The following is a 15224-nucleotide window of genomic DNA, read 5'->3' on the forward strand; positions in this document are numbered from 1 at the left end:
TCGAAAAGGAGCTGGGTGCCGTCTACCGCCGTGTGGGTAAAAGTACCGTCGCCATTATCTTGCAAGGTGTCGGTGTTGTTTTGGAGTAGATTGATAATTTCCGTGTAAACGTCGCCTTGGTTCTGAATGTTGGACACTACATCGGCTATCACATCAATGGTCATTGTTGCGCCGTTGGCATTGGTAAATGTGTAAGTACCATCGTTGTTGTTCACATAAGTAGTGGTATTGGCATCGAAAGTAATTTTAATATTATTTTCATTCGTGTATGTAAAAGTTCCATCTTGATTATCTGCAAGATAAGTGATAGTTTGAGCACTGTACTCCCCTTCGACCAAAAAACGTCGCCATTGCCCTTTATACCAGTAATAATAACCAGGCGTAACATCATTTCCTTGACTAGTATTAAACACCATAAGGCTTTCCACATTTCCAGCTGAAATAGTGTTAGCGTCGACAATACTTTGCAATTGAACACGAGGAATAAGCAGACCTCGGTCTTGAGATTCGATATCGAGTTGAGAAGAAGGGTTGGGCAAATCTGTTCCGATACCTACCTGAGCAAAGCTCAACTGAAAAAACATAAAAAATGAAAGGAAGAGTAGTTTTTTATCCATAGGTAGAGATTTAACAGCCACGTAATTAAAGCTTTATTCTACAGGATAAAATTAAAGATAAAATGCAATTAAAAAGGGATAAAAGTTAAAAAATTTGTTAATAATTATTTGTTACAATCACAATAAACTGATTTTAAGTCAATTAAAATATTTGACGAATTTATAAATTAATAAGAAAATTTCTTTTAAAGCACAAAAAAAGCAGACTCAAAGGCAATTAAGCTGTCATTTAAACCTGTTTTTAACAGTATTTATTAAATTTATTTTTTTCTCAGATAAACCGAAATAGGCACACCGCTAAAATCAAATTCTTGTCTCAATTTGTTCTCCAAAAATCGTTTGTAAGGGTCACGAACGTATTGTGGTAAATTACAGAAAAAGGCAAATTGAGGTTGCGGCGTGGGCAATTGTGTTATAAATTTTATTTTAACATATTTCCCTTTATAAGCTGGCGGCGGATTGTTTTGAATTATTGGTAACAACACATCATTTAAGGTGCGCGTTTTTATTTTCTTGCTTCGGTTATGGTATACCTCAACTGCAGTCTCTATTGCTTTAAAAATACGTTGTTTGTTCAAAACAGAAATGAAAACGATAGGCACATCGGTAAAGGGTTCAATTTCCTTTCTGATTTTAGCTTCAAAATCTTTCATGGTATTGGTTTCTTTCTCAACCAAATCCCATTTATTTACTAAAATTACAATCCCCTTACGGTTACGTTGAGCTAACCAAAAAATATTTTGTACTTGTGCATCAAAGCCTCGACTGGCATCTACAATTAATAAGCATACATCTGAATGCTCTATAGCCCGAACACTTCGCATAACCGAGTAAAACTCAATATCTTCTTTAACTTTAGACTTGCGTCGGATACCAGCAGTATCTACCAAATTAAATTCGAAACCAAAACGATTGTATTTTGTATCTATAGAATCTCTCGTAGTACCTGCTATATCGGTAACTATATAACGCTCTTCTCCAATCAAAGCATTTATAAAAGATGATTTCCCGGCATTAGGACGACCTACAACGGCAAAACGTGGTAGATTTTCATCCTCTTGTTCTTCTTTTTCTGGAAAAGCCTCAACAACAGCATCAAGTAGATCACCTGTACCGCTACCATTGATTCCCGCAATGGTATAATACTCACCCAATCCGAGCGTATAAAACTCCATCGCTTGATCCTCTCTTTTTCCGCTATCTACTTTGTTAACAGCAAGAAAAACAGGTTTATTTACTTTGCGTAATAATTTGGCTACATCTTCATCCATTGGAGTAACCCCAGTTTCTACATCAACTACAAAAATTATCACATCTGCTTCATCAATAGCAAGCTCAACTTGTTTATCGATTTCAGCTTCAAAAACATCCTCACTCCCTATAACGTAGCCTCCTGTATCTATAACCGTAAACTCTTTACCATTCCAATCAGATTTTCCGTAATGTCTATCTCGCGTCACCCCGCTTACCGAATCAACAATGGCTTCGCGGCGTTGAATCAAACGATTAAAAAAAGTAGATTTACCTACATTAGGCCTTCCTACAATGGCTACTATATTACTCATTTCTTGTATTTTTGATGCTGCAAAAATAGGTGTAAAAGCTTAGGCTACCTATAATTTTTTAGTATTAGTTTATTTATTGTATCCAAAGCGTTTTAACTGACGATCATCACTTCGCCAATTTTTGTTGACCTTTACATACAATTCTATGTGCACTTGCTTGCCAAAAAAGCGCTCTAAATCTTTTCTAGCTTCCATACCTACTCGCTTAATAGCTGATCCTTTGTGCCCAATTATTATTCCTTTTTGTGTGCTACGCTCAACCATTATCACACATCGCATACGTATGATCTCTTCATCTTCAAAAAACTCTTCAGTTTCAATTTCAACGCTATAAGGAATTTCTTTTTTATAATGCAATAGTATTTTTTCTCTAACTATTTCGTTTACAAAAAAACGTTCAGGTTTATCGGTTAATGCGTCTTTAGGGTAAAAGGCTGGTGATTCTGGCAATAAATCAACAATGCGTTTAAACACTTCTTGAACACCAAAATTTTCTAAGGCTGAAATAGCAAAAATCTCTGCATTAGGTACTTGTTCTTTCCATAATTTTGTTTGCTCTTCAACTTGTTGTTGCGTGCCCTGATCTACTTTATTCAATAATAAAAGGACAGGTATTTTAGCGTGAACAATTTTTTTAAAAAACTGTTCATCTTTTAATGCTTTCTCTCCCAACTCAACCAGATAGATTAAAATATCTGCATCTTCAAAGGCAGATTTAACAAAATCCATCATTGAGCTTTGAAGTTGATAAGCAGGTTTAATTATACCTGGTGTATCGCTTAAAATTACTTGAAAATCTTCACCATTTACTATACCTAAAATGCGATGTCTAGTAGTTTGTGCTTTACTGGTGATGATTGATAGGCGCTCTCCCACAAATGCGTTCATGAGAGTTGATTTTCCCACATTGGGATTGCCAATAATATTTACAAATCCTGCTTTATGCGCCATAATTTATTTTTTTTACAAAGGTATAATATTAAAAATAAGTGTAAGTTTTTCAGTTTTTAGAAAATATTATCATTTTTTAAAGGGTGCAACTCACTAATTTTGAGTAATTTAAAATAAAAAATGAAAAATTTAGGTCTTCCGCTTTTAGCGATAACAACATTTATATTACTAACGGTAACTATTTTTGCCGCTATGGATATTGCTTTTACTTGGGTATTTTATTTAACCGTGCTTGGGCAACTTGCATTAGTAATGGCGGTTTACCATGTGTTAATTGACAATTACTCTACTACAAAAACATTTACTGATGGATATGAGGATGCCCCTATGGCGCCAGGTGAAAAATTTAGGTAAAAAAAACCGGAATTGAAATTCCGGTTTTTGTAATTAATTGATGAGTTATTTACCCCAAGAATCGTTTGAGCCGTCAATATCAGCCACTTGTTTTTTAGGATCAAATTCTACCGAAGTAACCTTTTTTGAGGTTTCGTGAAAATAATCCCAAGCATTACCGCGTTGCCAAATTTCAACAGGTAAATGAACGGTATCGTATGAACCATCTGCATAACTTACCTTCAAAGCTACTGGCATAGGAATTTCTCCCTTATTTTCAAGACTAATTAGTGCTCCGTGCTCTTTTTGAGCTACGTCTACCACCGCTATATCGATATTATTATTGGTATAAAACCAATTTTTCCAGAACCAGTTAAGACTCTCTCCACTTGCATTTTCTATATGCGCAAAGAAATCTTGAGGACGCGGATGTTTAAATGCCCAAGTTTTGATATAAGATTTAAAAGCATAATCAAAACGCTCTTCTCCTAAAATATATTCACGCAACATGATTAAACCGATAGCTGGTTTATAATATGCTGTATAGGCTAAATTACGTAAATTGGTAGCATCTGGGTAAGTGTTAATAGATTCTCTACCAGGAAATTTAAGGTAAGGGTTTATAACTCTACCGTTGGTAAAATCTGCAGGATACTCACCATTATTAAAATTCAAAGTGCTATAATGGTTGATAAAAGTGTTGAAACCTTCGTCCATCCAAGCGTGTAAACGCTCGTTTGATCCTACAATCATAGGGAACCAATTGTGTCCAAATTCGTGATCTGTCACGCCCCAAAGACTCGCACCTTTACTTTTATAACTACAAAAGCTCACTCCTGGATATTCCATACCTCCTACATCTGCAGCAACATTAATAGCCGTAGCATAGGGATAATCAAAATAAGTGTCTGCATAGAATTTAATTGATTCTTGAGTATACTCAGTACTTCGGCTCCAAGCATCTTGACCATCACTTTCTGCCGGATAAACCGATTGCGCCATAACATTCTTACCAGAAGCCAATTTTATGTTGGCAGCATCCCAGATAAAGGCCGATGAAGAAGCAAAAGCGATATCTCTAGTATTCTCCATCTTAAAATGCCAGGTTTGAGTACCCTTTCGTTTATTAAGTACTCTTCGAGAACCTACCTCACTTGGTTCTATTAGATACGTAGTTTCTTCGGTTTCTTGAGCCTTTTGAAATCTTTTATATACTTTTCTATTTAAAACTTCTTTTGGGTTCATTAACCTACCCGATGCAACAACAGTGTGATTATAAGGCACTGTAATTTTATAGTCATAATTTCCGTAACCCAAATAAAACTCTCCAGCCCCTAAATAAGGCTCTATATTCCACCCGCTCACATCGTCAAACACGGCCACTTTAGGAAACCATTGCGCCAAAGCATAAATAGTACCTTGCTGTACTTTAAGTCTTCCCATTCGGTCCATTCCTTTAACAGGAATTTTGTAAGCAAAATTCATGCTTATGGTTGTAGATCCTCCATTCGCGGCTAAAGGCTCTGGCAAGAACACCTGCATTCTAGTATCAGTTATTAAAAACTTTGCTTTCTCTCCATTTACTTTAACTTGACTAAGATTGTAACCTCCTTCTACATCTCCGTTATAGCGGTTTCCTTGAATTGGGGTGGTTAAAGTACCTCTTGAATTTGTAGTAAATCTATTTTGCTCTAAAAACAGCCAAATAAAATCAAGTTGTTCGGGACTGTTATTGGTATAAGTGATAGTAACCTTTCCCATTAAACGATGGGTGTTTTCATCGAGTGAAACGGCAATTTCATAATCATTTTGATTTTGCCAATAGGCTGGTCCTGGTTTACCCGAAGCCGTACGGTAAGGAGTAGAAGGAGTCTGCATAAACTCATCAAAATGCTGCTGGTTATTTTGAGCAAACTGTTCTTGAGACAAGAAGAGCAGTACAACATTAAGCAACAAAAAGTAAGAAAAATTAAATTTCATGGTTGTTAATTATTAGTTGAAAAATTGATTTAAATTTGGTAGGGTGATTTGATTAAAATCTGTAATTATGTGGTCTGCCTCAGAATAATTTTGGTTTTTTGAATGCGGACTTTTAAACGCCACACAAAAAATGTTTGCCGCCTTTGCCGCTTTAATTCCGTTTGTAGAATCTTCTATAACCACGCAATGTTCTGGCTTAACTCCTGCGCTTTGTGATGCTTTAAGAAAAATCTCTGGGTGCGGTTTAGAAGCTTTTAAGTCTGCCCCGCTCAATTTATCTACAAAATAAGGATTGAGTTCAAACCTATCAAAAACGCTATTAATGGTACCCATTGATGCCGATGAAGCTAAAACCAATTGCAGTCCAGCCTCATGATAATGTTTTATCAACTTCTCAACTCCAGAAATTAATTGTAAACTAGGGTCTGTTGCAAATAGCGTTTTAAAAATACTTCTCTTTTTCAAAACCAAATCAATAGGTTTATATGAGAGGTCAAAATGCTTGCAAAGTTGTTGACAAACATATAAGGTAGATTGTCCCGTAAAAGTTTGGTATAAAGTTTCAGGAACCTTAATACCTATCTCATCAAACATCCCGTAGTAGGCCTTATGGTGCAAAGGTTCTGTGTCTACAATTACACCGTCCATATCAAATAATATCGCTTTTACCACATTTTTTTTTGGTGAATATAAGCCCTCTTATTAAAAAAGAAAAAAATATCTAAATGCATTCTTTTTTAAATACTCTAAACCACTAATTAACAAGTGTTTAAAACTGTTAAAAATAAATGCTGTTTTTTTTAAATAACGTATCTTTAAAATAAAATAAGATGTTTAAAAATAAATTTATCTACCTTACTTTTTTCATTTCCTTCCTTTTCGGATTTGATTCTATAGCACAAAATAACTTAGAAATCGCTGGTTATGTATACGACCAATCAAACCAAAATCCTGTTGCTCAAGCTCAAGTAGAAATTGAGCAACTGAATATTAGTACGGTAACCAACACCGAGGGTTATTTTAAACTTAAGTATACACCGAGACAAGATCTGGCTTTCTTAACCGTAAACGCTTTAGGATATAAGTCAAAAAAAATTAGTTTAAGCGACATATCCAAAACTGAACCCGTCAAAATATTTTTAAATAGCCAGACCAATATGTTACCGGCAGTTGAAATGTTTAGTGTGCAAAATTTGCAAGAATTGGTTAAAAAAAGTATAGCCGCACATCATAAATTTGCCCAAGAAAACACTCAGTTTCAAACTGCATTTTATCGGGAAACTATCAAAAAATCAAAACGTCCTGTTAGTCTAGCAGAAAGCGTAATCAGGTTGGTACGTCCTGGTGAAAAATCTTTTAAGAAAGATAAAATAGCAATTTATAAAGCGCGAAAAATTACAGACTACGACCGATTAGACACCTTAGCTTTTAAAATGCAAGGTGGCCCTTATGCTACACTTTACACCGATATTATTACTTACAACGATAAATTTTTTGATACGCAGGCGCTCGATTTGTTAGAACTTAAATTCTTAGGTAGAACCCAACTATCTGGCGAGCCAGTAATTGAAGTAGGATTTAAAGAGAAAATAAAAGATGAGGTTTGGTTCTCAGGATCATTCTTTATTCACGAGAAAGAGCAGGTTTTAGTGCAGTTGCACTATACCTTAAATGTAGAAGACCGAAAAAAAGCCGCTCGGTATTTTGTGAGCAAAAGACCTCGTAAGGTAAAAGTGTACCCTGAACAAATAAATTATGAAGTGCATTATTTTCGTGATCAAAATATTTGGCGATTCGGGTACAGCCAAGTTATTGCTGAATTTACGGTAAATAAAAAAGGTAAACTTTTTAATACCAAATATTCAAGCCAAAGTGAACTTTTGGTTACAAAATACCAACAAGGCGACTTTAACTTAGATCGTAAAGATTTTATACGAGAAAATTTTATTTTAATAGACGATAAAACGGGTTTTGAAGAGGCTTCCTTTTGGGGAGAAAATAACATCATTGAGCCAGATAAAAGTATTTTAAATGCTATTGAAAAAATTAGGGCTCAACTATAAATTTGCAAAGCAATGATAAATAGTATTATCAATTGAGTCTGACACCCCACCATTTGTATCAGACCATTTTAGCGGCAGAGTTATTACCCTTGCACCGAAATTAAGTATACTTTAATCATCAGACCCAAAAGAGCAAAAAAAAGCATCCTCAAGGTTAGCTTCATTAATAAATCAGTAAATATGGGTGCCTTTTGTGTTTCGATCATACATAACAATGCTTCCTGCAACTGCAACATTTAAGCTTAAAGCGGAATTAAACTCGACAAGTAAATGACAGGCTTTTATAGCTTCCTTAGTTAAGCCGTGATCTTCGGCGCCTAACAAATATACTGCACGTCTAGGATGCTTAAAGTTTTCTAGTTTTTTAGCGTTTTTATCCTGTTCTACTCCAATTAGTAATGCGCTTTTTGGTAAATGCCTATAAAAGTCTGTAAAGCTATCATAGTGAAAATACGGCATTGCTCCCACTGCTTTATGCGTATCGCAAGCTTGTTTATGATACCTATTCCCAATGGTAAAAATAAAACTCGCTCCTAGGTTCTGGGCAGATCGCCATAATACACCCAAATTTTCTGGTGTTTTTCCATTTTGTATACCAATACCAAAATAACCTTGATCTAAATTATTATTGTGCATAATTGATAGCGATAATTTGAATCTTTTTAATAGTTTTACCAAGAGAGAACTCAGAAGATTCCCCAACTTTGAGTCTATTTAATGCTCTAGCCAAGGGGGCTATAAAGGCAATTTTTTGTTCTTTTAAATTTGCTTCATCTACTCCTACAATTTGCAAGTATTGGGTTTTATCATCAAGCAAAAACTTTACCTGCGCCCCAAACCGAACCTCATCTTTAGGCTGCTGTTTGAGGTCTATGATTTTCGCACTGCGTAAGCGCTCATTCAAAAGCTTCATTTTACCATCTATTACTGCGGCATTTCTACGGTATTCCGTCTCATTGATCTTGTCTAAATTTTTCCTTTGCTCTTCTAGTTCATTTTTTTCTGTTTGCAACAATGCAAAACCCTTAGGCGTGACATAATTCACAACACCATTAGGTAAAGCTGCTCTAGGTGGTATAAATGGAGCTTCTTCCTGATCTTCCTCTTTAACAAACCCTCTACTCATCGTCTTTATTTTGTGAATTTAAAGATACAAATAATGTTAAGTGTAACCTGAGTTACATCTAGGCTATTTATATTTGTTTAGGTTTACTGATAAATTTTTTGTTATGAAAAAAATAATATTCACTCTTGCATTAACAAGTTTCGGCTTTTTAGGATGCGGTCAAAAGAGCACCCTTAAAACTAATCAGACCCAAAAAACAGAAAAGCAAATTGATGGTAACATCTACATTTTGTCAAAGACTAAATTTGCCAAAGCTATAGAAAAAAAGGGAGTACAATTGGTTGATGTAAGAACACCTGGCGAATATCAAGATGGCACTATAAAAGACGCCCAACTTATAGATTATAAGCAGCCAAAAACTTTTGACTCAAAATTCGCAGCGTTAGATAAAGACAAGCCTGTTTACCTATTCTGCCGCTCGGGAGCGCGTAGCCAAGCCGCTGCCAAGAAATTAGTCGAGATGGGATTTAAAGAAATTTATGATTTAGAAGGGGGCTATTTAAACTGGACAAATTAATGGAAAACTTAGACGCTAGATTTTGGACGGCTAAATATAAAAATCAAGAAACCGGTTGGGATCTTGGTCAAGTTTCGCCACCATTAAAAGCTTACTTTGATCAATTAAAAGACAAAGATTTAAAAATACTAATTCCAGGAGGCGGTAATTCTTATGAGGCAGAATACTTACACGCACAAGGATTTAAAAATGCTTATGTTGCTGATTTATCTGAGACTCCCTTATTAAATTTGAAAAGACGAGTTCCTAACTTCCCCGATCATCATTTATTACATACTGATTTTTTCGAATTGAAAGACCGCTTTGATTTAATTATTGAACAAACATTTTTTTGCGCTTTAAATCCTAGTTTGAGGCCAAAATATGTAAAAAAAATCAGTCAGCTTTTAAAGCCTTCCGGACACCTTGTAGGCTTATTATTTGACGCTACTTTAAATAATGACAAGCCTCCATTTGGAGGAAATCAACAAGAATATAAAGTCCTGTTTTCTAAGCACTTTAACCTTGAAATTATGGAGCCATGCCATAATTCCATCAAACCTCGCTTAGGCAGTGAATTGTTTATAAAGTTGTCACCGAAGTAAAAGAAAATTCATAAAAAAGATCGGCTATCACAACCGATCTTTTTTTTATTAATAGCACTAAATAGCTTAGTTTTCAATATCAATTGCCCACAAGCCACGTATTTGGTTGGCAGCATAGCCAGTGGCCTTATCATTTGGATAAAGCGCCTTGATTTGAGCAAAAGTTTTTTCGTTTACCTGTTGCCCTACAACCCCGTGACAATTCAAACATAGTTTATTGCTAACAATAGGCTGATAAAAGCGATAGCCCCCATTCTCTTTTTTAAATGCGCTGGGGCTTATACTTTTTCCCTCTGCCAAATCTTTTGAATAAGCTGCTATAAGTTTTTCCTCTGCACGAGAAGCTTGATTCATCTGATTTCTCGGTTTATCACTTAGCCTTTTAATAGAATGCTTATAGGCTGTTGCCATGCTATCTGTTAACCTTATAGCTGCTGTGTTACAAAAAGTTATCGCACCTAAGACACCTTTTTTCTCAATGGCTTGTTTTAAATTTTTACCCAATACCTGTTGAGAGGCTACGGCTATGTCTTGCCCTATGGCTAAAGCCTCTTCTTGAGAGATAACTTCTTTTTGCTCTTTAACAACCTCCTTGTTTTCAGTATTTGGTTTACAATGAACAAATACAGTAAGAAAAAGTAGCCAGTAAAGTGTTTTTCTGTGAAACATTTTTAAAGTTATTTTAAGGTACTAGGACAAACATACTGCGTAATTGGCAATTCAGTTTCGGTTTTTATTTTGTTAAATCCACCAGCTACTTCTTTAAAGTTATCCCAGCCGCGCTGTTTTAATATAGATGCGGCAATCATACTTCTATAACCTCCCGCACAATGCAAAGCAAATTCTTGATCTTTAGGAAAGCTCGCTAAATGTTCGTTAATTTCGCTCAGCGGAATATTTAAAGCTCCTTCAATGTGTTCGGCTTGAAATTCTGAAGCCTTACGTACATCGATAACCTTAAATTCACTTTTAGCGAGATCACTTTCCAATGTTTTAGGACTTATTCTGGTAATGGAATCAACTTCTTTATCTGAATTTTCCCAAGCTTCGAATCCTCCTTTAAGATAGCCAACCGTATAATCATATCCAACACGTGATAGGCGAGTAAGCGCTTCCTCTTCAGTTCCCGGCTCTGCAATTAATAAAATAGGCTGTTTAATATCGGGAATCATGGCACCTACCCAAGGGGCGAAACTACCTTTGAGGCCAATATTAATACTATTTGGGATAAATCCGTTTTTAAAATCTTCCGCTTGACGGGTGTCTAATAAAAGTGCACCGGTTTCATTAGCCGCAGCCTCAAATTCTTCGGGAGATAAAGCTTTGCCTGCGCGTGTAAGCACATCGTCTAAACTTTCATAACCTTTAATATTTAACATTACATTTTGCGGAAAATACCCCGGCGGTGGTGTAAGACCATCTAAAACCGCTTCTATAAACTCTTCTTTAGTCATTTCTTGCAGTGCATAATTGGTCTTTTTTTGATTCCCTAATGTATCGGTGGTTTCTTTACTCATATTTTTACCACAGGCAGATCCTGCACCGTGGTTTGGGTAAACAATCAAATCATCTGCCAATGGCATAATCTTCTTGCGCAAAGAATCATATAAATGACCTGCTAATTTTTCTTGTGTTAATTCTGCAGCTACTTTTTGAGCTAAATCTGGTCTACCAACATCACCTATAAATAAAGTATCGCCCGTAATAATACCGTGCTCTTTATCATTTTCATCGATCAATAGATACGTAGTACTCTCCATGGTATGACCTGGAGTGTGCAACACTTTAATTTTGTAATCTCCTATTTGAAATTCTTGATTATCTTCTGCAATTAATGCATCATAATTTGGGTTTGCATTGGGACCGAATACAATTTGAGCGCCTGTCTTTTTTTGCAAATCTAAATGGCCACTCACAAAATCTGCGTGAAAATGAGTCTCAAAAACATACTTTATTTTTGCGTTATCTTTATTGGCTCTATTGATATATGGCTGCACTTCTCGCAATGGGTCAAAAACGGCAGCTTCGCCATTACTTTCTATATAATACGCCGCGTGGGCTATACAACCGGTATAAATTTGTTCTACTTTCATAGTTCTTGTTTTTACTTTCAATTTTACCGTATAAAAATACAATATATCATGTAATATTTAAGTGACTAATGTTACAAACTCAAAAACCCAAAAAATGGTCTTGATCCGTCTTGATCCCCATTAATGTTAAGCGCAGTTTAAAATATAAAAAAAGGCTTCACCGATTTGTGAAGCCTTTTTTTTAGTAGCGGGAACTGGACTCGAACCAGTGACCTTCGGGTTATGAGCCCGACGAGCTACCTACTGCTCTATCCCGCGATTTCGTGAGGCAAATATATAAACTTTTTACCTTTAAGCAAAATATTTGCCTCTAAATTTTCAATTTACTCCTAACAACATAAGCCAGAAGCCTCTTAATGATTGATGTTCAATATTTTAGATTTCGGATATTTTATTTCATAATTAAAATATTTCTCAAGTTCTTGCTTAGAATCTATCTCGATTTCCCACGTCAAAATTCCTGTCTGCTTGTCTAAATTCTGGGCATCGTGATGAACACCTTCTACACTAATTTCAGAATTTCTAGAAACCGGTATTCTGTCAAGAACTTTTAATTGAATTGCATCTTGTTTTTGGTTGCGTATTTTAATTTTGTAGCCTTTTTCCCATTTAACCATATTACCAAAAAAAGATTTATCTCTGTTGTTGGCCGTGGTGACACGCTCTATTTGTACCGCCGGATCTACACCTAAAGATATTAACAACTCCTCTGCTGTTGTTCTAGGATCAATACCTATTTTGCCTGCATAACTCCCAGAATAGTAAATTTGGGCTTCACCTGGTAATAAATCATAAGACTCCCAATCTCTTACTTCGGCGGTCAAGTAAACTTTATCTTGAACTAAAGGAACAGCATAATGAGAAAAAGTAGCTGGCACCTCAAAATTGTCAATGGTAACTGTTTGAGCATCCTGAGCAGATAGAATAGTATATTTTTGATTTAGATTAAACATTACTTGATTAAAAAGCTGTTCTTTTGAAATCTCTTGGCTATAGCCTTCTACTCTGCTGGTTCCTGCATCGCTCACCACCATTTCTTCTAATTGGGGTGCAGCATTCATTTTATTTCGGGTTGCTAATTGAGATCGATATTGTTGTATGAAGGTCAAATATTGCGGATTTAATTCTGGCTGGTTATTATCTAAACTAGGATTTCCTGTAGATAGACGCAGTTTGACATTCTCCCAATCTTGACCAGTAGATTGATATACCATTGCCTTATACTTAAATTGTAAATCTTTAGCATTTTCTTCAGCTCTAATCTCGTAACTAGGGTACCAACCTGCATTGTTGACAACGTAGCTCAAGTCTAGGTTTATGGTTTGGGATTTATCTGTTTCTAAATCTAAGATAATTTCACCCGTAGGCTTTTTTAAATCGGCTTTAAAGCCAGATAAGCTTCGATTTAATTGATAGATTTTTTCTCTAAGGATTTCGATTTCTATGCTTAAATCGTATTGTTGAGTTTTTGATTCTTGGGTTTGATTGGCCATTAATATAGCGTATTCTTTTAGTTCGCTAACGCTTAAATTTTGTTTTTCATTATTAACCTTTTGATTGGTTAATAATAGGTTTAGTGCATTTTTTGATCCTTCTAATTCAAATTCTAAAACAGCTTTTTTCTTTTTGAGTTGGGTTAATTCCTCTTCCAACTTTCTTATTTCTAAACTAACCTCCTTATTCTCTAAATAATTTTGCTTAAATCGCATACCGTGCATCGTGACGCCTGTAAGCCCGTTTACTTGTATACTATTGCCTATTACCCCAGATGACAATTGAGTAAAATGTACTTGAGCTCTCCCTTTAGGTAGGAAGAATGACGCATCACCACTAATTTGGGCCTGATTTAAATAAACCGTTACATCAGATCTATTTAACTTTGTTTTAAGCGTGTTTTGTGACCATACAAGTTGACTAACTAGGAGTAGAATAAAAAGAATTCGCATAAGGTTAATTTTAGATTAATAATGCGCTAAAAACAAAACTTGTGCCACAATCCAATCAATTTAAAAAACTACAAGTCCTAAAACTTAAATTCTACTTTTTTATACAACCCATTAAAGCCAAAAAAACCTATCCAAATAGAATAGGTTTTTTTAAAAGCATTACTAATGTATAAAAACAAACTAAAGGTTTTACCACATAAAAGCCCTAATTATGAAACTGCCTTCAGTTTCTTTATAGTAGATTTTTGTAAGGCCTTTTCGGCATAGCTTTTAGTCACCTTAAACTCGGTCTCACCGCTTTCTGGTAATTCAAACATAGCATCTGTAAGAATGGCTTCGCATAAAGAGCGTAAGCCACGCGCTCCAAGTTTGTACTCTATGGCTTTTTCAACAATATAATCTAAAGCTCCCTCGGTGATGCTAAATGCGATTCCATCCATAGCAAACAATTTGGTATACTGTTTAACTAAAGAGTTTTTAGGTTCGGTTAAAATACTGCGCAAAGTTTCTTTATCAAGTGGATTCATATGCGTAAGAACTGGTAATCTCCCTATGATTTCTGGAATTAAGCCAAAGTCTTTTAAATCTTTCGGGATAATATACTTAAGCATATTTTCTTTCTCAATTAAATCTTCTGTTCGAGAAGCACTATAACCAACCGCTTGTAGATTCAAGCGTTTTGATATTTTCTTCTCTATACCATCAAAAGCCCCACCTGCTATAAACAAAATATTACTGGTATCAACTTCGATAAATTTTTGATCTGGATGTTTTCTTCCGCCTTTAGGTGGAACGTTAACTGTTGTACCTTCTAGCAACTTTAAAAGTGCCTGCTGAACACCTTCACCACTAACATCACGCGTTATAGATGGATTATCGCTTTTGCGTGCAATCTTATCTATTTCATCTATAAACACAATACCCTGCTGGGCTTTCTCTAAATTATAGTCGGCCGCTTGAAGTAATCGCGTTAAAATACTTTCAACATCCTCTCCTACATAACCAGCCTCTGTAAGCACGGTTGCGTCAACAATTGCTAAAGGCACATTCAACATGCGAGCAATGGTTTTGGCAATTAAGGTTTTACCGGTTCCTGTCTGCCCAACCATAATAATGTTACTCTTTTCTATTTCGATATCATCTTGCTCACTTTTAGGCTGAAGCAAACGCTTATAATGATTATAAACTGCCACAGAGAGTACTTTCTTTGTATATTCTTGACCGATTACATAGTCATCTATGAACTCTTTAATTGATTTGGGTTTTTTCAATTCTAGCTCGTTCGCTAGCTCTTGCTGGCCTTCCTGCTTAGCTTCTTCAATTACAATACCATGGGCTTGTTCTATACATCTATCACAAATATGTGCATCTAGACCAGCAATCAATAAATTGGTTTCTGGTTTTTTCCTTCCGCAAAACGAACATTCTAGGTTATCTTTAGCCATAAAT

14 protein-coding genes, 1 tRNA gene and 1 pseudogene are annotated in these 15224 nt (G+C 35.5%); 4 read left to right on the forward strand and 12 right to left on the reverse strand.

All coding sequences use genetic code 11. The annotated features are described in order from the left end of the window. The 3 genes and pseudogenes from ACFSQ0_RS02600 to era all read right to left on the reverse strand — a co-directional run. Positions 1-617: pseudogene (locus ACFSQ0_RS02600) on the reverse strand (hypothetical protein); the annotation flags it as partial. 260 nt (positions 618-877) lie between these two features. Then, positions 878-2182: a ribosome biogenesis GTPase Der gene (der, locus tag ACFSQ0_RS02605; RefSeq protein WP_379043706.1), complete on the reverse strand. Its 1305-nt coding sequence runs from the start codon at positions 2180-2182 to the stop codon at positions 878-880. A 69-nt stretch (positions 2183-2251) separates the two neighbouring features. Next, a complete protein-coding gene (gene era, locus ACFSQ0_RS02610; RefSeq protein WP_379043710.1) occupies positions 2252-3133 on the reverse strand; it encodes a GTPase Era in 882 nt (293 codons plus the stop codon). A gap of 120 nt (positions 3134-3253) precedes the next feature. On the opposite strand from era, the gene ACFSQ0_RS02615 reads away from it, so the two are divergent. Then, positions 3254-3487 carry a hypothetical protein gene (locus ACFSQ0_RS02615; protein ID WP_379043713.1) on the forward strand — a complete coding sequence of 78 codons (234 nt, stop codon included), beginning with the start codon at positions 3254-3256 and terminating at the stop codon, positions 3485-3487. A gap of 45 nt (positions 3488-3532) precedes the next feature. Here ACFSQ0_RS02615 and ACFSQ0_RS02620 read toward each other — a convergent pair whose 3' ends face one another. Next, complete coding sequence (locus ACFSQ0_RS02620) at positions 3533-5446, reverse strand: M1 family metallopeptidase (RefSeq protein WP_379043716.1); 1914 nt, start codon at positions 5444-5446, stop codon at positions 3533-3535. A 12-nt stretch (positions 5447-5458) separates the two neighbouring features. Further along, positions 5459-6118: an HAD family hydrolase gene (locus ACFSQ0_RS02625; RefSeq protein WP_379043719.1), complete on the reverse strand. Its 660-nt coding sequence runs from the start codon at positions 6116-6118 to the stop codon at positions 5459-5461. Between the two features lie 158 nt (positions 6119-6276). Here ACFSQ0_RS02625 and ACFSQ0_RS02630 point away from each other — a divergent pair, with 158 nt between their 5' ends. Further along, positions 6277-7509: a carboxypeptidase-like regulatory domain-containing protein gene (locus ACFSQ0_RS02630; RefSeq protein WP_379043722.1), complete on the forward strand. Its 1233-nt coding sequence runs from the start codon at positions 6277-6279 to the stop codon at positions 7507-7509. A gap of 171 nt (positions 7510-7680) precedes the next feature. Here the strand turns inward: ACFSQ0_RS02630 and ACFSQ0_RS02635 are convergent, their stop codons facing one another. Beyond that, the gene (locus tag ACFSQ0_RS02635) at positions 7681-8145 is read right to left on the reverse strand and encodes an RNA methyltransferase (protein ID WP_379043725.1); all 465 of its coding nucleotides are present in this window, start codon (positions 8143-8145) and stop codon (positions 7681-7683) included. Beyond that, entirely contained in the window at positions 8135-8635 is a 501-nt protein-coding gene (locus tag ACFSQ0_RS02640) for a GreA/GreB family elongation factor (protein ID WP_379043728.1), read from the reverse strand. Before ACFSQ0_RS02640 ends, ACFSQ0_RS02635 begins: the two co-directional genes overlap by 11 nt. 103 nt (positions 8636-8738) lie before the next feature. On the opposite strand from ACFSQ0_RS02640, the gene ACFSQ0_RS02645 reads away from it, so the two are divergent. Both ACFSQ0_RS02645 and ACFSQ0_RS02650 read left to right on the forward strand, forming a co-directional pair. Continuing rightward, positions 8739-9152 carry a rhodanese-like domain-containing protein gene (locus ACFSQ0_RS02645; protein ID WP_379043731.1) on the forward strand — a complete coding sequence of 138 codons (414 nt, stop codon included), beginning with the start codon at positions 8739-8741 and terminating at the stop codon, positions 9150-9152. After that, positions 9152-9736, forward strand: a complete 585-nt coding sequence (locus ACFSQ0_RS02650; RefSeq protein ID WP_379043734.1) for a methyltransferase domain-containing protein — start codon at positions 9152-9154, stop codon at positions 9734-9736. Before ACFSQ0_RS02645 ends, ACFSQ0_RS02650 begins: the two co-directional genes overlap by 1 nt. Before the next feature lie 66 nt (positions 9737-9802). Here ACFSQ0_RS02650 and ACFSQ0_RS02655 read toward each other — a convergent pair whose 3' ends face one another. From ACFSQ0_RS02655 to clpX, 5 genes are all read right to left on the reverse strand, one after another. After that, entirely contained in the window at positions 9803-10405 is a 603-nt protein-coding gene (locus ACFSQ0_RS02655) for a Tll0287-like domain-containing protein (protein ID WP_379043737.1), read from the reverse strand. Between the two features lie 8 nt (positions 10406-10413). After that, positions 10414-11829 (reverse strand): MBL fold metallo-hydrolase, encoded by a 1416-nt coding sequence (locus ACFSQ0_RS02660; RefSeq protein WP_379043740.1) that lies wholly within the window; start codon positions 11827-11829, stop codon positions 10414-10416. Positions 11830-12014: 185 nt separating this feature from the next. After that, a tRNA-Met gene (locus tag ACFSQ0_RS02665) sits at positions 12015-12087 on the reverse strand. 95 nt (positions 12088-12182) lie between these two features. Then, the gene (locus ACFSQ0_RS02670; protein WP_379043743.1) at positions 12183-13775 is read right to left on the reverse strand and encodes a DUF4139 domain-containing protein; all 1593 of its coding nucleotides are present in this window, start codon (positions 13773-13775) and stop codon (positions 12183-12185) included. Positions 13776-13984: 209 nt separating this feature from the next. Next, positions 13985-15220, reverse strand: a complete 1236-nt coding sequence (clpX, locus tag ACFSQ0_RS02675) for an ATP-dependent Clp protease ATP-binding subunit ClpX (RefSeq protein ID WP_379043746.1) — start codon at positions 15218-15220, stop codon at positions 13985-13987. Positions 15221-15224 lie beyond the last annotated feature (4 nt).

The organism is Mesonia sediminis, assembly GCF_042684705.1.
Lineage (GTDB): Bacteria > Bacteroidota > Bacteroidia > Flavobacteriales > Flavobacteriaceae > Mesonia > Mesonia sediminis.

Bases quoted from the DNA above. Each gene is read 5' to 3' on its own strand.
- der (WP_379043706.1), bottom strand. From the start codon at position 2,182: ATGAGTAATATAGTAGCCATTGTAGGAAGGCCTAATGTAGGTAAATCT.
- era (WP_379043710.1), bottom strand. From the start codon at position 3,133: ATGGCGCATAAAGCAGGATTTGTAAATATTATTGGCAATCCCAATGTG.
- ACFSQ0_RS02615 (WP_379043713.1), top strand. From the start codon at position 3,254: ATGAAAAATTTAGGTCTTCCGCTTTTAGCGATAACAACATTTATATTA.
- ACFSQ0_RS02620 (WP_379043716.1), bottom strand. From the start codon at position 5,446: ATGAAATTTAATTTTTCTTACTTTTTGTTGCTTAATGTTGTACTGCTC.
- ACFSQ0_RS02630 (WP_379043722.1), top strand. From the start codon at position 6,277: ATGTTTAAAAATAAATTTATCTACCTTACTTTTTTCATTTCCTTCCTT.
- ACFSQ0_RS02635 (WP_379043725.1), bottom strand. From the start codon at position 8,145: ATGCACAATAATAATTTAGATCAAGGTTATTTTGGTATTGGTATACAA.
- ACFSQ0_RS02640 (WP_379043728.1), bottom strand. From the start codon at position 8,635: ATGAGTAGAGGGTTTGTTAAAGAGGAAGATCAGGAAGAAGCTCCATTT.
- ACFSQ0_RS02645 (WP_379043731.1), top strand. From the start codon at position 8,739: ATGAAAAAAATAATATTCACTCTTGCATTAACAAGTTTCGGCTTTTTA.
- ACFSQ0_RS02650 (WP_379043734.1), top strand. From the start codon at position 9,152: ATGGAAAACTTAGACGCTAGATTTTGGACGGCTAAATATAAAAATCAA.
- ACFSQ0_RS02655 (WP_379043737.1), bottom strand. From the start codon at position 10,405: ATGTTTCACAGAAAAACACTTTACTGGCTACTTTTTCTTACTGTATTT.
- ACFSQ0_RS02660 (WP_379043740.1), bottom strand. From the start codon at position 11,829: ATGAAAGTAGAACAAATTTATACCGGTTGTATAGCCCACGCGGCGTAT.
- ACFSQ0_RS02670 (WP_379043743.1), bottom strand. From the start codon at position 13,775: ATGCGAATTCTTTTTATTCTACTCCTAGTTAGTCAACTTGTATGGTCA.
- clpX (WP_379043746.1), bottom strand. From the start codon at position 15,220: ATGGCTAAAGATAACCTAGAATGTTCGTTTTGCGGAAGGAAAAAACCA.